Origin of the sequence: Saprospira sp. CCB-QB6, from assembly GCF_028464065.1 — a bacterium.
In the GTDB taxonomy this organism is placed as follows: Bacteria; Bacteroidota; Bacteroidia; order Chitinophagales; family Saprospiraceae; genus Saprospira.
In genome coordinates, this window is the sequence record NZ_CP116808.1 from 2124628 (window position 1) to 2149354 (window position 24727).

19 protein-coding genes are annotated in these 24727 nt (G+C 47.5%); 9 read left to right on the forward strand and 10 right to left on the reverse strand.

What is annotated here, in order from left to right; translation table 11 throughout:
• Positions 1-143: 143 nt before the first annotated feature.
• The 3 genes from PPO43_RS08305 to PPO43_RS08315 all read right to left on the reverse strand — a co-directional run bounded on the left by PPO43_RS08305 (position 144) and on the right by PPO43_RS08315 (position 2654).
• Positions 144-1106: a rhomboid family protein gene (locus tag PPO43_RS08305; RefSeq protein ID WP_272616753.1), complete on the reverse strand. Its 963-nt coding sequence runs from the start codon at positions 1104-1106 to the stop codon at positions 144-146.
• A 101-nt stretch (positions 1107-1207) separates the two neighbouring features.
• Positions 1208-1930, reverse strand: a complete 723-nt coding sequence (locus tag PPO43_RS08310; protein WP_272616755.1) for a rhomboid family intramembrane serine protease — start codon at positions 1928-1930, stop codon at positions 1208-1210.
• A 100-nt stretch (positions 1931-2030) separates the two neighbouring features.
• A complete protein-coding gene (locus PPO43_RS08315; RefSeq protein WP_272616757.1) occupies positions 2031-2654 on the reverse strand; it encodes a NifU family protein in 624 nt (207 codons plus the stop codon).
• A 344-nt stretch (positions 2655-2998) separates the two neighbouring features.
• Here PPO43_RS08315 and PPO43_RS08320 point away from each other — a divergent pair, with 344 nt between their 5' ends.
• From PPO43_RS08320 to PPO43_RS08330, 3 genes are all read left to right on the forward strand, one after another.
• On the forward strand, positions 2999-5260 hold the full coding sequence (locus PPO43_RS08320; RefSeq protein ID WP_272616759.1) for a CotH kinase family protein: 2262 nt from the start codon (positions 2999-3001) through the stop codon (positions 5258-5260).
• A 149-nt stretch (positions 5261-5409) separates the two neighbouring features.
• Positions 5410-6306: an ATP-binding cassette domain-containing protein gene (locus tag PPO43_RS08325; protein WP_272616761.1), complete on the forward strand. Its 897-nt coding sequence runs from the start codon at positions 5410-5412 to the stop codon at positions 6304-6306.
• Between the two features lie 63 nt (positions 6307-6369).
• Entirely contained in the window at positions 6370-7245 is an 876-nt protein-coding gene (locus tag PPO43_RS08330) for an alpha/beta fold hydrolase (protein ID WP_272616764.1), read from the forward strand.
• A gap of 94 nt (positions 7246-7339) precedes the next feature.
• Here PPO43_RS08330 and PPO43_RS08335 read toward each other — a convergent pair whose 3' ends face one another.
• The 4 genes from PPO43_RS08335 to PPO43_RS08350 form a co-directional block, all read right to left on the reverse strand.
• Positions 7340-8707: a transglutaminase domain-containing protein gene (locus PPO43_RS08335; RefSeq protein ID WP_272616766.1), complete on the reverse strand. Its 1368-nt coding sequence runs from the start codon at positions 8705-8707 to the stop codon at positions 7340-7342.
• 267 nt (positions 8708-8974) lie between these two features.
• Positions 8975-9631 (reverse strand): hypothetical protein, encoded by a 657-nt coding sequence (locus PPO43_RS08340; protein ID WP_272616768.1) that lies wholly within the window; start codon positions 9629-9631, stop codon positions 8975-8977.
• Positions 9618-10661: a UDP-glucose 4-epimerase GalE gene (gene galE, locus PPO43_RS08345; protein WP_272616770.1), complete on the reverse strand. Its 1044-nt coding sequence runs from the start codon at positions 10659-10661 to the stop codon at positions 9618-9620. Before galE ends, PPO43_RS08340 begins: the two co-directional genes overlap by 14 nt.
• Before the next feature lie 125 nt (positions 10662-10786).
• Positions 10787-10912 (reverse strand): hypothetical protein, encoded by a 126-nt coding sequence (locus tag PPO43_RS08350; protein ID WP_272616772.1) that lies wholly within the window; start codon positions 10910-10912, stop codon positions 10787-10789.
• A gap of 221 nt (positions 10913-11133) precedes the next feature.
• On the opposite strand from PPO43_RS08350, the gene PPO43_RS08355 reads away from it, so the two are divergent.
• Both PPO43_RS08355 and PPO43_RS08360 read left to right on the forward strand, forming a co-directional pair.
• On the forward strand, positions 11134-12207 hold the full coding sequence (locus PPO43_RS08355) for a glycosyltransferase (RefSeq protein ID WP_272616774.1): 1074 nt from the start codon (positions 11134-11136) through the stop codon (positions 12205-12207).
• 973 nt (positions 12208-13180) lie between these two features.
• Entirely contained in the window at positions 13181-16234 is a 3054-nt protein-coding gene (locus tag PPO43_RS08360; protein ID WP_272616776.1) for a glycosyl transferase family 2, read from the forward strand.
• A gap of 144 nt (positions 16235-16378) precedes the next feature.
• On the opposite strand, the gene PPO43_RS08365 is transcribed toward PPO43_RS08360, so the two are convergent.
• The 3 genes from PPO43_RS08365 to PPO43_RS08375 form a co-directional block, all read right to left on the reverse strand.
• Entirely contained in the window at positions 16379-16966 is a 588-nt protein-coding gene (locus tag PPO43_RS08365; RefSeq protein WP_272616778.1) for a DinB family protein, read from the reverse strand.
• A gap of 61 nt (positions 16967-17027) precedes the next feature.
• Complete coding sequence (locus tag PPO43_RS08370) at positions 17028-17444, reverse strand: hypothetical protein (protein ID WP_272616780.1); 417 nt, start codon at positions 17442-17444, stop codon at positions 17028-17030.
• Between the two features lie 58 nt (positions 17445-17502).
• On the reverse strand, positions 17503-19197 hold the full coding sequence (locus PPO43_RS08375; protein WP_272616782.1) for a hypothetical protein: 1695 nt from the start codon (positions 19195-19197) through the stop codon (positions 17503-17505).
• 429 nt (positions 19198-19626) lie between these two features.
• On the opposite strand from PPO43_RS08375, the gene PPO43_RS08380 reads away from it, so the two are divergent.
• The 4 genes from PPO43_RS08380 to PPO43_RS08395 all read left to right on the forward strand — a co-directional run bounded on the left by PPO43_RS08380 (position 19627) and on the right by PPO43_RS08395 (position 24320).
• Positions 19627-20295 (forward strand): ABC transporter, encoded by a 669-nt coding sequence (locus tag PPO43_RS08380; RefSeq protein ID WP_272616784.1) that lies wholly within the window; start codon positions 19627-19629, stop codon positions 20293-20295.
• Positions 20295-21485 (forward strand): sodium ABC transporter permease, encoded by a 1191-nt coding sequence (locus PPO43_RS08385; protein ID WP_272616786.1) that lies wholly within the window; start codon positions 20295-20297, stop codon positions 21483-21485. The genes PPO43_RS08380 and PPO43_RS08385 overlap by 1 nt, the downstream gene beginning before the upstream one ends.
• 159 nt (positions 21486-21644) lie before the next feature.
• On the forward strand, positions 21645-22721 hold the full coding sequence (locus PPO43_RS08390; RefSeq protein ID WP_272616788.1) for an SIMPL domain-containing protein: 1077 nt from the start codon (positions 21645-21647) through the stop codon (positions 22719-22721).
• 39 nt (positions 22722-22760) lie between these two features.
• Positions 22761-24320, forward strand: a complete 1560-nt coding sequence (locus PPO43_RS08395; protein WP_272616790.1) for a glycine--tRNA ligase — start codon at positions 22761-22763, stop codon at positions 24318-24320.
• Positions 24321-24727: the final 407 nt, after the last annotated feature.

Sequence of the window (24727 nt, forward strand, 5' to 3'; positions counted from 1 at the left end):
TTTTATCGTTTACTCAAATGTAGGACTAGTTTTTTAAATATGCAAGAGATATTTAATTTTTTTCGTAAATATTTTGAAGTTAGGTTGTTTTTGGGCCAATAAGGGCAAAAAAAAGCCCCCTAAAAATTAGGAGGCTGATTGTTTTATTTCTTCTGGCTACTTTCGTCCAGATAAGTTTTTTCATCTTTTGTGAGGCTATCGTAACCCGAACTTCGAATCTTGTCCAAGATAGCATCTACACATTCTTGATGACTGAGATGTCGATATTTCTGGGCAAAGGTCCGACTATAGCCTCCATAGTTATTGTTGGAGGTCTGGCTCTGAGCCGAAGCCTGCATACTATTGCTTTCTGTTTTTCGATAAGCCATTTTGGGCTGTGGGCGACTTTGAGGCTTTACTTTTTGTTGGCGTCCCTCAAAAAGGGGACTAAGTGGAAGGGAAAGGTCTCGACCACGCTTTAAAAGGTAAATAAAGAGCCAACCCATGGCCGCTCCTCCAAGATGAGCCAAATGCCCACCAGAATTATTGAGCGAGACAGAAACTAAATCAATCAAAACAAAGGCTAAGGCTACATACTGTAATTGAACATTGCCAATCAAAATAAAGCGCATGCTCGCTTTGGGCGTTAGGGCCGCTGCAGCTAGCACAACCCCCATAACTCCAGCCGAGGCCCCAACAATAACCGCTGTTGAACTCTGCCCATAAAAGGCAGGAAATAAATTGTAGGACAATAAAAAGAATATTCCTCCGCTAAGCCCAGACAATAAATAAATCCCCCAAATCTGACGATCCTTAAGTAGGTTGTTGACAATACGGCCAAACCAATAAAGAATGAGCATATTCATCAATAAATGCCAAATGCCGCTATGCAAAAACATATAGCTGATGAGGGTCCAAGGACGAACCAAAAGCTTGGCAGCATCCGCAGGCAAATACAGCCAATTCTGCACTTCGGCCCAATAGAGCTCTGTAGAAATGCCAAATAAGAAGAAAGGCAACAACAAAAGATTGAGGCCCAAATGAGCCGCAATGTTGAGCATGATTAGCCGAATAACAGAGTTGCCCCGCTGATAATTATATTTTAAGTCTTGCCAAAGAGTGGTCATATTTTAACTGATTGGGGAGTGTGACAAATGAAATCAATCTACTGATAAGCTTCTGTCTATTAAAGGGAAAGCTAGTCGATCGGTTTCAAAAAATACAAAATTTAATAGAGCTTTCCCGCTTTTTTCCAATACCAAATAAGCAAATACCCAAAAATGGCCCCTCCAAGATGCGCAAAATGCGCCACCCCAGCCTGCTGCCCAGAGAACCCCATGTATAAAGCCAATCCTCCCATGATTAACACAAAGTATTTGGCTTTCAAGGGAATCGGGGGGATTAATAACATAATCATCCGATTCGGAAATAAGGCCCCAAAAGCTGCCAAAACCCCATAAATCGCCCCAGATGCTCCCACCGCAGGTATATTCATGATATTGTAAGCATACTGTAGCTGGTCCCGAACATCAGGAGAAATGTTCCGATTATAGGTCCCCTCTTCCAAAAATTGCGTTCTAACCGCAGGATCTAAACCCTCTAAAGCATATTGTAACTCCACATAACCCGCCAACTGATGAAGAAAAACAGCCCCCAAACCCGTAATAATATAAAAGAGCAAAAAACGCTTGGCTCCCAATCGCCACTCTACATCTCGCCCAAACATATAAAGCGCAAACATATTGAAGAAAATATGTGTGATGCTCTGCTGCGAATGCATAAACATATGCGTCACAATCTGATAAGGCTGAAAATTATCACTCATGATGGGATACATGGCGAGCATATTATTCATGGCCGGAAACATCATGGACACAATGTACATGATGACGTTGATGATAATCAGGTTCTTAACAACCTCCGGTAATTGTATGCCTCTCTGTCCAATCATTCTTTCTATTTTTTATACAATAAAAAAAAGGTTGTTCGATAAGGCCGAAACCTCTCCGAACAACCTTAAAAGTACAAAATTATCTTTTATCACTCTCTGGCTAACCCATAATTGCGTTAACTTCCGTCACCTGAGGAACCATGCGCTTGAGCATGCCCTCAATCCCCGTTTTTAAGGTTACTGAAGAAGATGGACAACCACTGCAAGCCCCCTGCATTACCACACTAACAACCCCCTCTTTATAAGCCTTGAACTCAATGTTGCCACCATCCATCTCTACCGCCGGACGAACATAGGTCTCCAAAATATTCTTGATCTTTACCACAATTTCCGCCTCTTCTCCCTCATAATGCTCCAATTCTTCCGCCTTCTGAGCCGCCTGAACTTCCTCAAAGCCATCCTTGATGACTTCTTTTCCTTCTTGCAAGTAGTTCTTAATGAAGCTCTTAACTTCCAACATGATGTCAGCCCACTCAAAGTTGTGCCCCTTCGTAATGGTCACAAAATTGTTGCAAATATAAACCCCATTTACCCCCGTTTGAGCAAATAAAGCCGCCGCCAAAGGCGACCACTCTTCCGCCAACTCACGATCCTCATCCTTGAAATCAGCCGTGCGCTTAGGGTACAACATCTGGTTGGTCACAAACTTTAATGTCTCCGGATTGGGCGTTTGCTCAGTATACAGCATCACAGGCGGACGCTTGTTTTCTACGGTATTTTCCATAGTCGTATTCAGTGTTTTTGGCCTTTTCAGACCCTTTAATTAGATCAGTTACAAAGTTAACAAAAAGTCTTCAGATTAGTTTGTGATTTAATTACTTGAGCTGTTAAGAGCTGTTTAAAGCCTCTTTTTTGGGGCCTCCGCTGCGGCTTCGCCTTGCGGCGCTACGTTTCGCAGCTCGCTATTCGCTCGGCCCTGCGGCCTGACGGCCTTGGTCTGCGGCTGCGCCGCACTGCTGCACATCGCTAGGCCAAATGGACGCCCCGCACTTGGCCCCTCTCCCAACTCAAAATAAGAGCTGCAGCTAGATTATATTCTGTATCTTGATCCCCCTAATGCCTTTCCTTATGCGCCTATGGATTTTCCTGCTTTTCTGGGCCAATACAGTTGTCGCCCAAATCCCGCCTTCGGCTTATTACGCCAAAGCACTACCCATTCATTTGACCGATAGCCAAAGTCTTCAACTCTTTTCTCCACCCCAACTCCTCCAAGGACCATTAGATACCTTGCTCAAAACAGCCAAATTTGCCATCTGGCAAACTAGTGATAGCCTAGCCTATCGCAGCTATTTGGTCCAAGAAGTCCCCAGCCAATTAATGACGATTAGCCTTTTTGTTCAACCCGAACTCCTCTGGGATGATTATAAAGGAATTTATAGCAAAGGCCCCCGCGCTTGGCCAAAATTCCCCTATAAAGGCGCCAATTTCTACCAAAAGAAAGAGGTCCCCGCCCAATTGGCATTAATGGATAGTAGCGGCCTGCTCTGGCAAGGCCCCGTTGGCCTCAGCATTTTTGGCGGCAATAGCCGAGCCTATGAACAAAAGTCTCTAGCCATTTATGCCCGCTCTTCTTATGGGGCCAAATGGATCCGATACCCCATTTTTCCCGATCTGCCTTATAAGAAGTATAAACGCCTCGTCCTCCGAAATTCAGGCAGCGGCTTTAAAGGTAGCCACCTCCGAGATGCTTTTATTGGCAAATTGGGTCGTGAATTAGGCCTAGGCGTTCAAGCTTACCGCCCCGCTAGGGTCTACATTAATGGCCAATATTGGGGCATCCTCAATATCCGAGAAAAATTAACAGCTCGCTATCTCGAACAACATTATGGCGTAGATAAAGATAGCCTAGACCTTATGGAGTATAGCGTGAATGTTAATGCCGGCAGCTCTGCCCACTATTTACGCCTACGCAATTATATGCAACAACATAATTTGGCCGATAGCCAACATTATGCGCAAGTTGGCCGCTGGATGGATATCCAAAATTTTATGGATTATCAAATCATGCAAATCTATGTCGATAATCAGGACGCTGGCGGAAATATTAAGTTTTGGCGACCAAAAACAGCCAATGGCCGCTGGCAATGGCTGCTCTATGATACCGATTATGGCTTTGGCTTTTATAGTAAAGGCGGCTACAATTTTAATAGCCTGAAGTTTCATACCGAAGCCAATGGCCCCCGCTGGCCCAATCCGCCCTGGTCCACTTTTTTGCTCCGCCAATTGCTCAAAAATCAAGACTTTCGCCAAGCGTTTTTACAACGCTTTTGCGACCGAATTAATGGCCACTTTCAAGCAGAACGCCTCTGCAATCGCCTAGATAGTATGGGCCAAGTTCTCGGCCCTGAACTCTGGCGCCACCAATTGCGCTGGCAATTGCACCCCAGCCTCTGGACCAATCGCATGCAGGAAATGGCAGAGTTTGCCCACAAACGCCCAGTCTATATGGCCCAATTCTTAGCCGAGTTTTTTCCAGAATTTGGCCCCCAACAAAGCCTTGTTCTACAAACTACAGGACATGGCTTTATCCGTGTCAATGATTTATATAATACAGAAGGCCTAGCCCAGGGGCTCTATTTTCAAGGCCTAGGGCTGCGCCTAAAGGCGCAGCCTTATCTGGACCAAAAGTTTTCGCATTGGATCATTAATGGCCAACGCTATGAGGGCCAAACACTAGCATTGCCTCCCCAAGTTAGAGATAGCCTCTATATTAGAGCCGTTTTTGAGCTGGCCCCAAAACGAGACTTGATTATTAATGAGTTTAGCTGCCGAGATAGCTTGGCTGGCGATTGGATTGAGTTTTTTAATGCCAGCGCTCAACCACTCCAGCTAGAAAAATACGCACTAGAAGATGAAAAGGGCCATCACTACCAGTTTGAAGCTGGTGAACTGCCCGCTGGCGCCTATTTGGTCCTTTGCCGAGATAGCTTAGGCTTTAAAAAACGCTTTCCAAACTTCTCGGGCCAGCTTTGGAGCGGCCTTAATTTTGGCCTAGGCGCCAAAAGCGATCAGCTCTTGCTCTATGCCCAAAATGAGTTGGTAGATAGCCTAAGCTACAAGCTGGGAAAGTCAAAAGATTCTTTATTTTTGTCCTTGGCCCTAAGGCATCCCTATCTGCAAAGGAGCAACTTTGCCCTCAACTGGAAAAAGGAGCGCAATGCAGGCAGCCCCGGCCAAGAAAATCCCATATACAGCAAAAAACGAAAAGAACGCAGCTTGTCCAAAAACTGGAAAGCCGCTAATTTTGCCCCCTATCTATGGGGATTAGCCCTTTTTCTGGGCCTGCTCTTGGCGGCCTATGGCTTGGGCCAATATCGAGGCAGGAAATAAGGCCAAGCCTCCTCGGCCTAGCGATGTGCAGCAGTGGCCGAAGGCCAGACCGAGGCGCGAAGCGACGAAGGGCCGAGCGAATAGCGAGCTGCGGAACGTAGCGCCGCAGCTTTGCTGCGGAGGCCCCAAAAAAACAAAAAAGAAATAGCATGTCAATAGTTGTAGAAAATCTGAGCAAAGTATATGGCGAGCAAACCGCCGTCGATAACCTGAGTTTTGAACTGAAAAAAGGCGAAATTCTCGGCTTTTTGGGGCCCAATGGCGCCGGAAAAAGCAGCACGATGAAAATGCTGACCACCTTTATTCCACCTACTTCTGGACGGGCATTTGTGGCTGGTTTTGATATCGAAAAAGAGGGGGATGAACTGCGCAAAAGAGTGGGCTATCTGCCCCAAGATAACCCCCTTTATTTGGATATGTATGTGCGAGAATATTTGCTTTTTATTGCGGGTTTGCACCGTTTGGACCGCAAAAAAGCGCGGGTAGATCAGATGATTGAGCAAACGGGCCTGAGCCGAGAAGCGCATAAGTTGATTGGGAGTTTATCGGGCGGATATCGCCAAAGGGTGGGCCTAGCGCAAGCCCTTTTGCATGATCCCGAAGTGCTGATTTTAGATGAGCCGACCTCAGGTTTGGACCCCAACCAATTGGTGGAAATTCGCGCTCTGGTGCGCCAACTAGGCGAGGAGAAAACCGTTCTGTTTTCTTCTCACATTATGCAAGAAATTGAAGCCCTTTGCGATCGGGTGCTCATCCTGAACCGCGGTAAATTGGTGGCCGATGACCGCATCAGCAATTTGCAGACGAAATTGGGCCAAGAACAAAGAGTAAAGGTGCTCTTCAAAGAAAAAGTGAGCCGCCAACAACTAGAGAAATTGGGCCAAGTAGAACCCCTTGGAGGAGGTGCATTTTTGCTCAGTTCTAGCCAAAAAAACGATTTACGAGAAGAACTTTTCCGTTTTGCGGTAGACCAAAAGCTGAGCTTGCTGGAACTGGTGCCCGAACGCTCTAGTATTGAGCAGGTCTTCCAAAAACTGACTAGTTAAATCGACCGCTAGCCCTCTTTTTCCGTAAGGAGTTTAGATTTCCCCACTACAACTAATGCGATTATGATGCGATGGAAAAAATGGCGCAAAATCGGCCTTTTATTTAGCCTTTTTCTGGGCTTGAGCTTTATTTTTGATGCCTGTATGCAGTTTAGAATGTCGGACAAAAAGGTCCAAAAGAAGTTTAAAAAGCTGCCCATCAAGCCCAAAATTGGCCGCTATGAATTGGATGGCCGAACAATTCGCTATCTGGAATTAGGGCCAGAAGATGCCCCTACCATCGTTTTTATTCATGGTGCGCCAGGTTCTTCACAGGACTATATGAAGTATTTGCAGGATAGCAGTTTGTACCAAAACTATCATCTTTTGGCCGTTGATCGCCCTGGCTATGGCTACTCTAATTTTGGCAAATCTCTACCCGCTATTGCCGAGCAGGCCCGCTATCTGGCGCCCGTTTTGGCCCTCAATCAATACAAAAAACCGCCTATTTTGGTGGGCCATTCTTATGGTGGGCCAGTGGCTGTTCGCCTGGCTATGGATTATCCCGAGCAGACGGGCCCGCTTTACCTTTTGGCGGCGGCTCTAGACCCTGAGCACGAGAAGTTGTTCTGGTTCAACTACCCTATGCGCTATACCATTTTTAACTGGCCTTTGCCCCGCTCGTTTAAGGTGGCCAATAAAGAAAAATTGGCCCATGCCAAGGAGCTAGAAGAGATGTTGCCACTTTGGGAAAACATAGAAAATGAAACGGTCTTGGTCCATGGCCGAAACGATAATATTGTTCCCGTAGAAAACTCCTATTTCGCAGAAAAAGCCCTAACTAAGGCCCCTGTAGATAGTCTCTACCAAGACAAAATGAACCACTTCCTGATCTGGAACCGCTATGAACTGATCCGTGATCGCTTGTTGGAATTGGCCAATAATTATACTAAGGACTAACTGTTTTTGGCGCTAAATGCTTCCTTGGATTAAGGCCAAAACCCAAAAAGGGGCTGTCGCTACTAGCGACAGCCCCTTTTTTCTAGCTAAAAAACTAATATTTCTTTGTTTTTTGCTCTCTAGAGGTATACCAACACTGGGTGCCAAAATCATTACAAGAATATTGGCCCATTTTCCAATCTAAGCAAAGCCAATGCTGCCCTTGCTCATCCTTTAAACCATTGATGGTCATATTGGGCTTGTTGTAATAAGTGCGAATAGCCTTTACTGCCCGATCCCAATCACTTTGGCTACCAATAAGGACCTCGGCCCAAGCATGGCCACCACCACTACAGCGGCCCACCATAATTCTCGATACGCCCCCAATAGACTCTATACAAGAGGCCGTTAGGGCCGCAAAGTCATCACAGTCGCCAGCCAAATCTACCGCAATGGTCCGATCGGCAGGGGAGTAGAAGTCATCTCTTAGGACGGTGGGGTCATTTACGTAGCTCCAATGAGAACTCAGGTGCATATGCAAGGCACAGATCTGCTTAATCCCGTTGCGGCCTGGCAATCCCCGCTGATAATCATAATACGGCCCAGACTCTGCCTTGACCAAAGAGACCGCAAAGTCCCGCACACAAGGTTGCCCCGGTACTACCGCCTCCGAAATGCGCTTCACCATTTTGCTCGACTCTTTAGAGCTGGCACACCAAGTAAAATCCTTGAGGTTTTGCCGCTGTTGAGCCATCTGCTTGGCATATTCTTCATTTTGCTTCTTGAGCTCTTCTATCGTTTGCTGGTCTTCTTCCATACGCGAAATGCGCTCTTGCAATTCCTGTATCTTGGCCTCCTTTTCTCCCTCTTCTAAGCTTTCATCTTCCTCTACTTTTTGTAGATACTGCTTAACCGAAGGCAATTTGAGGTACTTCTTATCAATCATCTGCCCCAATTGCTGCATACCAGAATCTACAGAGATCTCAAAGTCCTGATTCTCTAAACGCAACCAATTCATTTGGTCTGTGGTCACTAAAAAACCAATGGGCAAGATGACCAAGGCGGCCAACTCCGCAAAAAGAGGAATTTTAGGGTTAAAACTCATTAAAATCCCACTGCTGACCGTAATGATGCCCACAATGTAATTTAAAGGTGGTACCGACAAAAAGCCAATTCCCGCGGCCCAATCCCTAAACCAACCCATAAAACTGATTTCTACGGCCGTAGAAATCAAAAAGAAGCCAATGAGGTAGCCCACAAAGGTGGCACTCACATTGTGCCCGCCCCCAAAGATGAACATTAGGCCCATAAAAATAAAGGCCACTACCGTCATTAAAGAACGATCGCCCCAAGGCGCTATGCCCTCCAAAAAATTGACTGGTCCCTCCCAGCCCGCAGCATAAAATAAACCAGGCACCAACATCAAGATGCCAATGAAGCCTACAAGGCTAAAGATCTTCTGTAATAAGGATAGTTTTTTCATAAGTTGATATGGGGGTTTTGGGTATAGATAATAGTAGGTTGATAAAACATGATCAAAATACGCTTTTGAAAGAGATTAAATTCCAAAAACTTTAATATTTGGCCCTTTATCCAGCAGACAGGCGGCGAAGCCGCCGCAGGCTGAGGGATGGAAAAGGGTGGCCCAAAGGGCCAGACCTAGGCGGCAAAGCCGCCGCAGGGCCGAGCAGAATTGCGAGCCCTGACACAGCCCGACCCGCCCAAAGGGCGGGGCAGCCCCATAAAAATCCTAAAACAAAGGAAGCAAAAACAAGTTGTCTCGACTCATCCAACTGCTGTTCCCTATATAATGGTGGCTGACACTGATAACGACCACTCCATTTTCATAGACCTTCAAAACTAGGTCCTCCCAATCTTCTCGCCTAGCTTTGGCCGCCTTCCAAAAGCGGCGCAAACTAGCCGTTTTGCCCTTGTAGAGCTTAAAACTACAAGACTTGAATTTATGCATATTGGGATTGGGGCCCTGATGATGGTAAAAACTACTAAAATGAACCAAGCGATAGGCCTTGCCCCAGGCAAGTCCCTTCGCTTGACTTATGTGGCCCTCCCGTTTGTCCGTTATGGGCAAAAAACTACTCCCAACAGCAGGCGAACGCAACTGTATTGGCGCCACAGCCTCAAGTTGGGCCTGCGCCTCAGGAGAAAGGCGAATGATTTGATCGGGATGGGGGTGCAAGTCGGCCATAAATAGGCTATCTCCAGCCGCAAAATGGCAACTACAAAGACTATCCCAAAGCTGCTGTTCCTCTAAGCTGTAGCTGGCCTTGGCTAAACGCTGATCTAAGAGCTGCTCTAAACGCAAAAAGCCCAAACTGTCAGACAGTTGGGCTGCTAATGGTCCACTTACTAAAAGTAGATAGCAATAAAGTAGCTTAATTAACTTCATCTTTTTCTTTGAGTGCTGCCAAGACCTGCTGCCAGCGCCAAGCCGACTGCATGATGTCCCCAATATCATAACTGGGGGTCCAGCCCAAACGATCTTTGGCCTTTTGGTAGTTGGCATAAATTGCCGCCACATCTCCAGCCCGAGCAGGGGCCAAACGATAGTTTAAAGGCTGCTGAGTAGCCGCCTCCGTGGCCCGAATGGTCTCCAGCACCGTGACGCCCTCGCCAATCCCAATATTAAAGACTTCCAATCGCTCCTCATTGCGGCCCTCTTGCAAGTAGCTTAAGGCCAAGCGATGTGCCTTGGCTAAATCCATGATATGTATATAATCACGGACGCAACTTCCGTCTCTAGTGGCGTAATCCTGCCCAAAAACTTGAAATTCTTTTCGCCAACCCATAGCCACTTCCATCAAAATGGGCACTAAATTATACGACTCTTTCTGTGGAAACTCGCCCAATAAACCCGATGGATGCGCTCCCGCTGGATTGAAATAACGCAGCAAGATAGCCTGCTGCTCTGGATAAGCCTGCAAGAAATCGCGAATGATCTCTTCCGACATTTGCTTGCTGCGGGCATAAGGACTCTCCGCCCGCCCTATCGGCGTTTGCTCATCCACAGGCAGCCGCTCCACATTGCCATAAACCGAACAAGAGGAGGAGAAAATAAGCTGTTTGACCCCATGCTTTTGCATCTGCTCCAACAACTGACAAAGGCCCATTAGGTTGTTCTGATAGTAGCGCAAAGGCTGAGCTACCGACTCAGGCACACTCTTTAAGGCCGCAAAATGAATGACCGCCTCTATTTCTGGCTCAGCCAAAAAAACTTGGGCCAACCCCTCCGCATCACACAAATCTACTGCATAATGCCGAATAGTCTGGCCCGTGATTTCCTCCAAACGACCCAATACTTCAGGCGATGAACGAATATGACTGTCTAAACTAATAAATTCATAGCCCGACTGAGCGAGCTCCAAAAGGCAATGGCTACCAATATAACCCGTCGCCCCCGTAAGCAGTACCTTGGCCATTAGGGAAGTTGAATTTTGTTAAAGGTAGGACAACCCTGACGCTTGGAAACGCAGCTGCTGCCTAAACTGAGCAAAAATAGACTGAGAACAAATACTAAAACTACTGATTTCATAAGTACTAGAGTTTAAGAATTGGCAGAAATAGACCAAGTTGGGCAACCACCACAACGATTGGCTCGACAACTAGATAATAAAGCCATCATACTAAGACTGAGGGCAAAAACGAACAAGAGCTTTCTGTGCTTTTTCATATTTTTCTGTTTTATTCGCAAGCTAAATGATTCTTTTTTTGGGGCCTCCCCTCGCCCTCAAGGGCTCGGGGCGCTAGGCTACAGGGCTCGCTATTCGCTCGGCCCTGCGCGGGCTTCGCCCGCTGGGTCTGGCCCTCTGGGCCACCCTTGCGCAGCGCTAGGCCAATAGGGCCTGCGGCCCTAGGCGGCTTTGCCGCCCCCTTATCTAAACCATAAACGCTATGCCAAAGGCAAAACGTATCTTATTTACGGCCCTAAATTGGGGTTTGGGTCATGCTAGCCGAACAATTCCACTCATTCAAAAGGCTATAGCACTTGATTTGCAACCTTATTTAGCCGCAGAAGGAGAGGCTTTGGCCCTTTGGCAAGAAGAATTCCCTGATCTGCCGCATATTGAACTGCCGCCCTATAATATTAGCTACCCCAGCCAAAATATGAGCTGGAATATGGCCCAGCAACTGCCGCAGATTCTCCGCGCTATGGCTAAAGAACAAGTACTACTGCCGAAGTTAGTAAATAAATACCAAATCTCGGTCCTGCTCAATGATAATCGCTACGGCTGCTATCTGTCGAGCCTACCTAGCGCCTTTTTGGGCCATCAGCTGCGTATTGCCTTTCCCTATCGCTGGCAAAAACGCCTGCTGCAACCCCTCAACCGCTTTTTATTGCAAAAACATAAGCTGATTTGGCTGCCCGACTATCAAGGAGGGGCAAACCTTTCGGGGGAGCTAGGGCAGGGCCTCCCCTGGCCCAATATCCGTTATATTGGTCCCCTTTCTAGATTGCAAACTACAGGCCTTCAACAAAAGGATTATGAGATAGTTGCACTTTTATCAGGCCCCGAACCTCAGCGGCAGTATCTAGAAGACGAATTGAGGCAAAAATTGGCGCTGCTTCCCCAAAAAAGCCTAATCATTAGGGGCAAAATAGGAGCGACTGGTGCCAAATTAAGCGGAGATTATCCCCACATCTTGCCCTATGCCGCTGGTCAAGAACTCGCTAGTTACCTCCTTTCGGCTAAGCTACTGGTTTTGCGAGCGGGCTATAGTAGCCTGATGGATTTGGCCCAACTAAGGGCGGGCGCTATGCTCCTCTGCCCAACGCCTGGCCAAACAGAACAAGAATATCTGGCCCAAGGCTTGGTTAAGCAGGGCCGCGCACAACTACAAGCCCAAAACCATTTGCAGTTGGAGCAGGCTTGGGCCCAAAAAGACCAATTCCTTCCCCATTGGCCCCAAAGGGAACAGCTAGATCTAAGCCCTTTCTTTCAGGAGCTACTAGATTTGGCCCAATAAATAAGAATCTAGCTGCCTGCCCTTTATGATTTTCTCCTTTTTGAATGAGGATTTTTATCTCTTTGGGGCTGTGGGAGCCACAGAGCGAAAACGGAGAGTGGATTTAGGTCTGTGGGAGCCACAGAGCGAAAACGGAGAGTGGATTTAGGGCTGTGGGAGCCACAGAGCAGAAACGGAGAGCGGATTTAGGGCTGTGGGAGCCACAGAGCAGAAACGGAGAGCGGATTTAGGGCTGTGGGAGCCACAGAGCGAAAACGGAGAGCGGATTTAGGGCTGTGGGAGCCACAGAGCGAAAACGGAGAGCGGATTTAGGGCTGTGGGAGCCACAGAGCGAAAACGGGGAGTGGATTTAGGGCTGTGGGAGCCACAGAGCGAAAACGGAGAGTGGATTTAGGTCTGTGGGAGCCACAGAGCGAAAACGGAGAGTGGATTTAGGTCTGTGGGAGCCACAGAGCGAAAACGGAGAGTGGATTTAGGGCTGTGGGAGCCACAGCGTGGAAACGGAGAGTGGATTTGGGTCTGTGGTGGTCACAGAGCAGAAACGGAGAGTGGATTTAGGTCTGTGGCGGCCACAGCGTGGAAACGGGGAGTGGATTAAAGGCAAAGGCCTTATTGGTCCTACAGGCCCCGAAGGGGCCGCAGGCTGACTGGCTTGTAGGGGTGGCCCGAAGGGCCAGACCAAGGGGCGGGACGCCCCGCAGGGCCGAGCAGACTTGCGAGCCCCGAAAAGGCAGGACCCGAAGCGCAGCGGAGGGGCAGCCCCAAATAAAAAGAAGAAAATAAGAGGAAGACAGCCGTTTATCGGCTAGATAAAGAGCAAAAACTAAATGCCTAAGCATTTGGAGGAATGCTGAAAATTGCAAGAAAAGCAGTAATATTACGTTTTCTAAGTCTTAACTTATGGAAACAGCTTTAGTCTTCTAGGGAACTATGCAGAAAATCAGGCTACAAGCTATTTTAGATAACAACAACTATGGCAAAGAAGAATAGAAAATCGAGCCCGCAACCCAGCAACTACAAAACTTACAAGATTAACTATAAGGGATTATTGACCGTTGTTTATCCGTTGCTGCCAGCTAGTGATTTGGCGCTCTTTAAGAAAGATTGGGCGAGTTTTAAGAAGGCTTGGCCGACTGCGGCAGAGCTTTTGTTATTTAATAGTTTAGGGGATGAGGCTGCGGCTGCTGATTGGGCCAAATGGGCCGAAGAAGAGGGGGAGAACGTCCGTTATTTGGCGGAAAAAATAGCTCCTGCTTCGATTTTTGGGCAGGCGGTAGACTTGGCTCAGGGGGAAGACCTCTTGTTTGCCGATGGAAGTCAGGGGATTGCTTTGAGCAATCTTTTGGATTGGATGGATAATCGAGAAGAAGCCTTGGCGGCTGATACGATCTACTTAGGTAGTCGTAAACATACGGGCTCTAAAAAGTTGGAGGCCAAAGATGGTCTACTTTTGAGTCAGTTGCACAATAGTTATCTACAATTTTGGACGCCCCTCTATCTACAGGATAGTCAGGCGCCTTTTTATTTTATGGCCAAGGGCTTAGCTGAGCAATTGGCGCAGCTAACGGTTTCGGGTCAACAGACCGACCTCTTATTGATGGCTCAACTGGAGGGGATTCCCATTCAGGAAATGCCGATTAGTTGGCGGCATGGGGCCAATAGAGAGGGGGGCTTGGGGCGTATAGCTCAAAAGGCCTTTGCGGGGCTCTTAGCTCGTCCTAAAAACAAGATAAAATACTTCTTTCTCAATCCTTGGACCGAGGCCAGTAAGGCCTTGGCCAAAGAGCCGACCATCTATCGTTTTTTGTATGCGGTATCGGCCTTACTCATCCTCTTCATTATGGCGGGTTTGAGTTTTGATTATGGGATTACGGGAGATGAGGTTTTGCAGAAGGATTATGGGGATAATGTATTAGCCTATTTTGAGTCGGATGGGAAAGATCGGGCTTGTATGAACCAAAGTAACCTGCATTATTATGGGGGCCTTTTTGATTATCTGGCGGCTTGGTGCAATAAGTATTTAGGTTGGTTTGACACCTATGACACTCGGCATTTGCTCAATGCCTTATTTGGTTTTTTAGCCATCTTATTTACGGCTCGTTTGGGTAAAGTTCTTTCTGGACGTTGGTCGATGGCCCTATTGACCTTAGTTTTGCTTACACTTTCGCCCCGTTTCTTTGGGCATAGCATGAACAATCCCAAAGATATCCCCTTTGCGATGGGCTATATGATGGGGATTTACTATATGGTTATCTTGACCAAACAGCTGCCTCGTCCGTCTAGCCGAGCGATATTGATGAGTGCTCTAGGTTTGGGAATAACCTTTAGTATGCGTTCGGGGGGGATCCTGTTGATTCCTTATTTGGGTTTATTTATGGGCAGCCGAGTAATTTTGTGTCCACAATTGCGCCCAGCGCTGACCCAATTTAAAGTAGGGCAGCTGCTTCGCTATGCGGCTATTCTCTTAGGGGTATCGGGTTTAGGCTATTGGATGGGGACTTGGTATTGGCCTTATGCGCAGGAAGATATATTGAACCACCCCTTAGAATCGCTTTCTGAGATGACCAACTTCTCGACGGGGATTCGTATGCTTTGGGGCGGCAAGCATTTGTGGTCGGATCAGTTGCCTTGGTATTATATACCTACTTGGTTAGCGATCTCTTCTCCGATTATTGTGCTATTGGGTTTGCCTTTGGTGCTGCTCTTATTCTTGAAGAAAGCCTTTAGACAGAAGCGGGCCTACTACTTTAACTTGGTCCTTTTTACGGGGGTATTTCCTGTAGCTTATGCGGTATATAAAGAGTCTTCGCTATATGATGGAATGCGTCACTTTTTGTTTATCTATCCCATTTTAGTTTTGGCGGCGGCTTATGGTTGGTTCAACCTCATTCGGATGATTCGGCCTGCGGCTGTACGTTATGCTGCTATTGCTGGGGTAGTGGGACTATTGGCCTTACCTACGGCTTGGATGTTCCGTAGCCACCCTTATCAATACGTCTATTTCAATGAATTCTTTGGGGGCTTAGAAGAAGCTTATGGCTATTATGAGACCGACTATTGGATGACCTGTATGCGTAATCTTTCGGATTGGTTGATAGAGAATGAGCCCAAGGTTAAGGCGGGAGAAGAGGTCATCGTTGCGACGAACTGTGCCAAACCTGTGGCCCATTACTTCAGAGATTATCCCAATGTCAAAGTGCGCTATGTGCGCTACCACGAGCGTGTCAAAACGGGCTATGATTATCTACTTTCCTATTCTCGTTTTGTAAGTCATGGCTTTTTACAGTCCGAAACTTGGCCTCCCGCAGAAGTGGTGCATCTAGAAGAGGTGGACGGTGTACCTTTGGGGGCGGTAAGCAAGGCCCCGAATGGAAATAAGAAGGGAGAGATGGCCCAGAAGGCCTTTACAGAAAAGCGTTATGCAGAGGGGGTAGCCCTTTTGGAGGAAGTGCTGGCCGCTGATCCTAAAAATGAAAGTGCGATGTTAGTGCTTTCTCAATATTACCCTCAGGTGGGGAAAATGGAAGAGATGAAAAACGTTTTGACCCGTATGCGAGAGCTTGCCAATGACTATGTGAATGGTTTGGGCATGGCGGGGGTTTATTATCTCAATGCCCAACAACCTGATAGCGCCCGCTACTATTTTGAGCGAGCAACCGAATTGAATTACAAATATAGTTTTGGTTATTTCCACTTAGCTAATTTGGCCCTTAAAGAGGAAAAGGATGTGAATAAGGCCTTATCTATTTGGGCAGACTTTGATACCTATGGCGGACAGCCTGCTCAGGGCTATCAGATTGCTGTGCAGGTAGCCCAACAGGCTAAAAATCGTCCTTATGAGTTATACTTCAGAGGAAAAGCCTTGGCTGTGGCGGGCAAACACCTAGAAGCTTATCAATTGTTTGGGCAAGCGATAGCCGTAGACCCCAATTTTGAGCCTGCCCTCAAGGCTAAAAAGCTATATGATGATAATAGCAAAAGGGCCCAAGATGAAGAGGAGATGGCGCGTAAGAAAGGGGCTAAATAGTTCCTGTTAGGATAAAAAGAAGAGGCCAGCTAGAGAAATATCTAGCTGGCCCTTTTTATATCTAGCTAGTCTTAAGCTAAGTACTCAGACTATTAGGTTGATTTTATAAGAAGAAGAGTTCTTGTTGATAGCGAAAGAGAGGCGCTAACGGGGAAAATCTATTTGATGTTGTACTCTTTGGGCCTGTACAATATGGCGTTCATTATGATAGATCAAAAAGCGCAGCATATCGCCTAGACGAAGTTTGATGAGGGGAAAAATGGCGATACTTACTTTATAGCGGTTGATGTCAATCCCTTGGGCATCGGCTAAGAAGATGCGAAATTTATCTTGGTCGGCTAGATAGCGTTGAATAATGCTAGCGGGAACATATTGGCTTTGGCTGGGCTGATAAGCTTTGGGGCTTTTCATCTTTAGCCCTAGTTGGTTTTCTTCATTAAGCTGTACGCCTTGGACAAAGCGTTTGCCGATGATGCCTGCCTTATAATATTCTACTTTTGGCTTTTGGGCCCTGCGAGCCTTTTTGAGGACTTGTTCTAAGGGCGCAATGTAATAGCCTGAAATAATATTGAGATGGTCTAAACATTCCCCAATACTCCAGCTTTTGGGGCTGGGTTTCCAGTTAAACTGCTGTGGACTAAGTATGGCAAAGTCTCGTTCTACAATCTCTGATAGTCGCCTCATCAGCCGATCTAGTTCTTGAAGGAGCTCTTTCTGTGTTTTCTCTTTCATAAGTATAAGTTAAACAGGCCTTTGCTACTAAAGCAAAGGCCTGTTGGGGGATAAAAAGCAATTATAAGACACTAAGTATTAATAAATAGGCGCCAGTGCCCATACTTACTAAACCAGCAGTGACTTGATAGGGGGCCAACTTCTTACGAACCATTTCCGCCTTTTCTTTGGCATTGCCCGTTTCATCTTGCTCGGCAATGAATTTATTGATCATGGGATAGCTGAGCAAAAAGCCCACAACAATGGTAGAGACAACACAACCCAAAGCCATCATATAGCTAAGGATTGAGACTTGGCTACTCCCACCAAATAGACTAAATAATCGAAGGGCGGCCAAGATGAGGGCGACTAACCCAATCATGGCTTGATAAGGACTTATCTTTTCGATCAGATCTTTGGCATCGGGTAAACGTTCAATAACAAAGTTCGAAGCAGCCAAAAGGCCTGCAATAATACCAGCTAAAGCTAATAGAAACATAGATTTATATCTGTTTTTGTAATGAAAGGATCAATTACTCATAATACAAAAAAACAACTTATTTCTTTACCTCTTTCGTTCCTTCGATGGGCTGTAGCTCGCCTTTCCAATAGCGCTTGAGCTTGCCGTTTTTAGGGTTTACCTCTGTTTTGCCATAAATCGAGTTGACCCGCTTAGTGGGGGCATCGCTACGGCCCAAACAATAGAGGTTACCATCTCTAGACGCAATGAAAATACGCCCCTGATCTACAAAAGGGGTGGCTTCTGCACTAAATTCTTTTTTGTCCAACAGCTTGAAGTTCATCTGATCGTCAAACTCAAAGAGGTAAAATCCTTGGTAGGTAGGTACAGCCGCTCGATTGCCGATAATGATGGGGCTGGCAATGGCTGGTCCTGTTCTATGCTTGTAATACACCTTAGGAGTAGGCACTTTACGTTCGCCATCAAATAGGGTCACTTTTTGGGTATCGACTTTATTGAGGTCAAAGAAGTAAGTATAACCATCAATGCCAATAGTGGCTCCAATATGCGGTTGGCCTGCTTTGCGGCTAGCCTCATTGGTAGCGGCAGTTCCAATCACTCCACCTAACCAACCCACAAATTTGCGGTTTTTTACAGGCATATACCAAACGGTGGCGTCTTCGGGCTTTTTGCTGGGGTCTAGCTTGAGAATGCCTCCCTGCCCTTTGATGTATTGTTTCTCTACCGAAACCAAGATACAGCTATCATCAGTCACAACGGGCGAGCCATCTATGTCGGATCCAATGAAATATTCCCAATCCATGCCTGGGTTCTTCATGTTGTAGCCCCAAACTCGGCCCGAACCAGAAGCAATGTAAACATGGTCTCTCAAACGAACGGGAGAAGCCTCTGAAACCACATTGCCCCCATGTACACTAGCGTCTGCATCTCTGTACAGGGTGTCTTGGAAGCGATAAAACTCAGGTTGTAGGAGTCCATCTTTCATTTTTGCCGCTTTGGGGTCTGGATTGAAGACCGTAAAGATGCTGGTTTCCAAAGGTAGATAAGCCGTATCATTGATGATGAGGGCAGAGCCATCTACATCTCGGCTATAGCAGCGGGTTCTTGGCGAGTTCACTCTCCAGCGCTCTTCTCCTGTAAAATAAGAGATCGCTCTATAGCAATCGACGATAGGGGCGTTGAGTTTACCACCTGCCCGCGTGCCCTGCAAAACCAAAACGCGGTCTTTGAGGGAATCAGCCTTATGGTTAATCCAAAGACTACCTGTTCCCTTGACCACATCATCAAAACGGTATTGCCAAAGCACCTCTCCCGTTTCGTAGTCAATTTTTTTGAGGCGATGATCAAAAGCGCCCTGAATGATATACTTTTTGCCATTTTCAATGACCATCAGCGGCTGGCCGGTCCAACCTGCGCCACTCCAATTCTTAATGGTTCGCCCAACTTGGGTCTTTCCAGAGCCCAAAGTGAGTTGCCAGATTACATCTAGTTTATCGGGTAAGCTATCGCCATAATAGTTGCGGCGTTCATTGCTCAAATAAGTGGGGTTAATGAGCTCAATCGAAAAGCTGTCGCCCTCTTCATCCACAAAATCAATGCGGTTTGGGTCGGGAAATAAAGGCGTGGGCAGACTATCGGGCCCGCTACTGTCTACAGCTACCGTAATTTCTTTATTTTGGACAAAGTAGGCGGGCAGGTCCATAAAATAAGCTGCCGCAGCAAGGCCGCCCAGGCCCAAAACGGCCAAGATAATGGCTAAAGGGGAACGCATTTCGTTAATTTTTATACTAAGAATCAATTCGATTCGCAAAATACTAACTATTTTCCTGTTTGCGATGATTATTTTGGGGCTTCCCCTTCGGCCCTATGGGCCTGCGGGTCGGGCTGTGTCGGGGCTCGCAAGACTGCTCGGCCCTGCGCCCCTGAGGCCGTTGGCCCCAGGGGCTGGGTCTGGCCTACGGCCCCCCCTATCCATCCCTAAGCCGGCGGCTGCGCCGCCTCTAGACGCAGTTGGACCAAGGGCTGAAAACAAAATGCCCAAAGTAAAAATAAGCGATGAGCGGCCCAGCGCTGTGGAGCAGGGCGGCGCAGCCGCAGACCAAGGCGCTTTAGCGCCGCAGGGCCGAGCGACTAGCGAGCTGCGCAACATAGCGCCGCAGCTTGCTGCGGGGGCCCCAGAACCAAAAAAATAAAAGCAGATATGCTAGAAATTAAAGCGCTAGACCATAGATTGGGCCCCAAGGGCCCTCGATTGAAGATTGACCAACTCGCTTGGCCAAAAGCTCAATATTTATTGCTGGGCAATGCGCAGGCGCCAGAGCTGAGGGTCTTTATGCAGCTGCTACAGGGAAGCCGCAAAGCGCAGCAGGGCCAAATTTTGTGGGAGGGGAGCGAGAGCTTGGCGCATCGGCGTTGGGCCAGCCAACATTTGTATAGCGACTTTGATTTTGGGCCCGAAAAAACGGTCATTAAGGTCTTGCGCTTTTGGGCCAGACTAGAAGGGCTGCGCCCTTGGGCGGCGCATCGTTTGGAGGAATGGGGGTTGTCGCCCAACAGCAAAATTAGCCAATTGGGCGAGGCTCAAAAATGGGCCTTGCAAATCGTTTTGGGCTTGCAAAGGGGAGTTAGTTGGTACTTATTGGAGCGTCCATTTGCCCAATTGAGCCTGGCTGAGGCTTGGCCCATCTTGCAGCTTTTAGAGTTGGCCAGAACGCATCATTATGGGCTAGTTTTGTGGAGCAGCCATTTGGATAGTCAGGCGTTTTTTGGTCCAGAAGAACAATGGCTCTGGCGGAAGGGGCAGCTTTTCCCCTTGGCCGAACTGCCTGCTGAACAAGCTATTTTTGACCGTCAAAATTATCCCGACTAATGCTATATATACTGTGGAGCTATGGCCTGAGTTTATTGGGCCGCTGGAAGTTTTATTGGCCCTTATTGTTGGCTTTTTGTCTGCCCTATCTGGGCTTCCCGCTCTTTGTGGAACAACTGGCGGAGCAAGTAAAAGAGCAATTGCAGGTCCAGAACCAAAAAGTCTATGAGGTGGCTTGGTTAGGGGGCAAGGAACAGGCTGTTGAGCTTAGAGAAGGCTTAGATTTACACCTCAACATCTCACTGATTGATAGTTTGGACCAAAAAGAAGCCTTAACCGCCTTGAAAAAGGGGGAAATAGACCTTGCTTTGGCCTTAGCCGAAGACATGGATAGCAGCCTATTGCGGGGAGAATCGGTAGAACTGCAGTTGTATTATTATAGTTCGGGCCGGCCTGCGGCCTTGGGGCCATTTAAGGAGGTATTGAAAGACTATGAAGGCTATTGGGTAGAGAAGAATTTAGCTGCAGCCAATTTGCCCCCCACGCTTATCCGTCCGATTGAGTTAAAAGAGCGCAATCAGAGCAATCAAATGGACCAGATTCGGCAAATATTTAGGCAGTTGCGTAAAGGCTTGGCCTTGTTATTTGCTTTTGGCTTTTTGTGTTTGGCCCTTTTGGGCTTAGGTCGAATCAATCGACTCCTTTTTGAGGGAGCGCCTTGGCGGGGCTTGCAGCAGCTGCGGCAGCCTTTGGGGCAGACCTATGCTGCTATGCAATTGATGGGGAGTTTATACCTCTGGCTCATTATGGGCTTGGCGCTTTTGGGCTTTGGTTGGGCCTTGGGGCAGGACCAAGAAGGGCTGGCGGATATGCTTGTTATTCAGTTTAGAGAACTCTTGCCTAACGCTCGTTTGTGGGGGATGGCTTTGGCAATGGGGGCGGCAGCTTTCTTTTGGCTCAACCTCTATTTGCTGCTAAGGAGCTTGGGCCGTTGGGGAACGGCTATTTTGCTCTTATCGGTGTTGCTGCTATTTTCTTTATTGACCTTTGGAACAGCTGGTTTGAGTTGGGGAAAGGCCATCTTGCCAGTAGCCAATCAGTTGTACTTTTTTAAAGCGATTTTGGCGAAAAAATTAGTCTTAGGCCCTTTGCTACTGTCCCAGTTGAGCAGCCTATTTTGGGGGGCATTGTTGGCTGGGCTTCATTTTGCCCTATTGCAGAAGAAATTGGCCCGTGATGAGGGACAATAAGGCTAGTGCGGCGAAAAAAAGGCCTAATCGCCGCAAAATATGCGGTGATTAGGGGAAAACTCATTGTTAAAGAAGCCTCAAGGAGAAGGGCTAAGGAGGAGGAGGAATAGACGGGAATCCCATTTTTTCTTGTATTTTTGCCCCAAAATATAGAAAAGCATGCGTTATTCATTCCTTTTACTTTTGGCCTGTTTCTTTTTGGGCCAGGGGGTAGCCTTTGGTCAAGCAAGGGGCAATGCTCGTCGCTCCAAAGGCAATTATAACTATAAGGCCAAGGTAAATTCCAACTATCAGGCACCGCTCTTGCAGCCAGAGGGGGAGCTCCCTCAGGCTAACTTCTTTGGACAAGATGAGGTGCTTTTAGAAGTTCGGGCGCTCTCTAACCAAACCGCCGATAGCTATTTAGCAATCTTTAATATTCGGCAGTTGGGCAAAACGGCAGAGGAGGCCGACCGTCTGCTCCAAGAGCGATACCGCAACTTCAAGTTAAAGTTGCAGGCTTTGGGCATACCAAATGCAGATATACATTTAGATATGCTTTCTTTTGTCCCTGTTTATGAATTGGAGGAAGAAAAGCGACTATTTAGCCCCAAAACCTATAATGAGATCCCTAAAGGCTTTGAGATGCAGCAAAATGTGCATGTCTCTTACCGAAATGCAGAGCAATTAGGGGCCATTGTATCGGCTGCGGCCCAGGTAGAAATCTATGATTTGGCCAAGGTGGAATACTTTGTAGAGAATACTGCCGCCGTTTATGAGGAACTTCGCAAAGAAGCCCTCGCTTATTTGATGCGCGAAATGATTGAGCTAGAGCAAATAGGTTTGGAGCTAGATATGGCTAGTCGCCGTATGGCCGAGGCCGAAGGGGCTGTTTATCCCGCCGAGCGCTATGCTAGTTATCAGGCATTTTCTAGTCCTTCTTTGGATGGAAAAAGCCGGGTAAACCTTCAGGATAAGGCCCAGACGGAGTACTATGCGCCTATGCCTTACAATGATTTTGAGATTATCTTGAACCCACAGATTAAAGATCCTGCGGTGCAGTTTATGTACCATCTCCAATTTGCATTCAAGCTGAAAAAACCAGCCCCAGAAGTCAAAATTGAAAGAGAAAAAGAGTTTATTTGGATTACGCCTCAGGGCGATATGCGTCTGCTAAAAGTAGAAAAGGCTAAGGAGAAACGGCCCCAAGCACCTCGCCCTCAGCCCAATACCACCGTTATTCCCGAAACCAATTAAGAAGTTGAGGCCAAAAGGCCTTAAAGAACAAAACATCTTATGAGTACTGTAAAGAAATTTGGCCTACAGGAAATTGTGGCCCACTGTAAAGAATATGGATTTGTCTACCCCTCTTCAGACATTTATGGAGGACTCAATGCCGTCTATGATTACGGCCCCTACGGTAGCCAACTCCGCCAAAATATTAAGGATTATTGGTGGCGCGCTATGGTGCAAGCTCATGAAAATATTGTGGGCCTAGATGCTTCTATCTTTATGCACCCGCAAACTTGGGTGGCTTCTGGCCATGTGGATGCCTTTAACGATCCGATGATCGATAATAAGGATTCTAAAAAACGCTACCGTGCCGACCACCTGATTGAGGAGGTTTATGCCGGTAAATTAGAAGGTAAAATTGATAAGGAAATTCGCAAAGCAGCTAAGCGCTTTGGCGATGCCTTTGATGAGCAGGAGTTCCGAGCGACCAACCCCAGAGTCCTAAAATATCAGGGCCAAATTGATTCGGCCATTGAGCGCATGAATGCTTTCCTCAATGCTGAAGATCTAACTGGCTTTAAAGGCCTGATCGAGGAGCTAGAGATCAAATGCCCCGTAAGTGGAACGGGCAACTGGACCGAGATTCGTCAGTTTAATTTGATGTTCTCTACTCAAGGGGGAGGCTCTTTGGGCGACAACAATTTGTATCTTCGTCCCGAAACCGCTCAAGGTATTTTTGTCAATTTCAATAATGTGCTCAATAGCTCTCGCCAAAAGTTGCCCTTTGGTATTGCACAGATTGGTAAGGCCTTTCGCAACGAGATTGTGGCCCGACAGTTTGTCTTCCGCATGAGAGAGTTTGAACAAATGGAGATGCAGTATTTTGTGCGCCCTGGCGAGGAGCTAGCCGCCTATGAGTACTGGAAAGAGAAGCGCCTTCGCTGGCACCAAGCCATTATTGGCGGAGAAAATGCGCACCGTTTCCACAAACACGAAAAATTGGCGCATTATGCCAATGCCGCTGCCGATATTGAGTTTGAATATGCCTTTGGCTTCCGCGAGCTAGAGGGCATCCACTCTCGCACCGACTTTGATCTCAAGGCCCATCAAGAGCTCTCTGGCAAGAAGTTGCAATATTTTGATCCCGAACTCAAGGAAAGCTATGTGCCTTATGTGGTCGAGACTTCTGTGGGCTGCGATCGGATGTTCTTGGCGGTCCTCAGCGATGCCCTCCAAGAGGATATTGTACCCGATGCCGATGGCAAGGAATCTAGCCGCACGGTCATGAAGCTTCACCCCGCTTTGGCCCCCGTCAAATGTGCGATTTTGCCTTTGCTCAAGAACAAAGAGGCCCTAACTAGCAAGGCCAGAGAGGTCTTTGATCGCCTAAAATATAGCTTCCAATGCCAATATGATGAGAAGGATGCCATTGGTCGCCGCTACCGCCGCCAAGATGCTATCGGTACGCCTTATTGCGTGACCATCGACTTTGATACTTTGGAGGACAATACGGTAACTATTCGCGACCGCGACACCCTAGAGCAGAAACGAGTATCTATTGATGAGGTGGAACGCATCATCAGCGAGAAAGTAGATGTAGCGCAGTTGCTTCGCCAGTTGTAGGATAAGGATTTGGGGCTGCCCACTCGCTTCGCTCGGGTCGGGCTGTGTCGTGGCTCGCAGGTCTGCTCGGCCCTGCGGGGCTTTCGCTTCGCTTCAGCCCCTTGGTCTGCGGCTTCGCCGCACCACTTTCCATCCCTCAGCCAGATTTGAGCGCAGAAAAGAAGAGGGCCCAAAACCACGGTTTTGGGCCCTCTTTATTGGTCCAGAACGACCGAAGGGAGTGGCCTAGCGATGGTAGGCAGTGCGGCGAAGCCGCAGACCAAGCAAAAACTTGTTTTTTGCGCAGGGCCGAGCGAATAGCGAGCTGCCGAACGTAGCGCCGCAAGCGCAGCGCAGCGGAGGCCCCAAAAACAGCAGCGAGCCCCAAAACGACAACAAGCCCTTTAGGGCGCAGTTCGACGACCAAA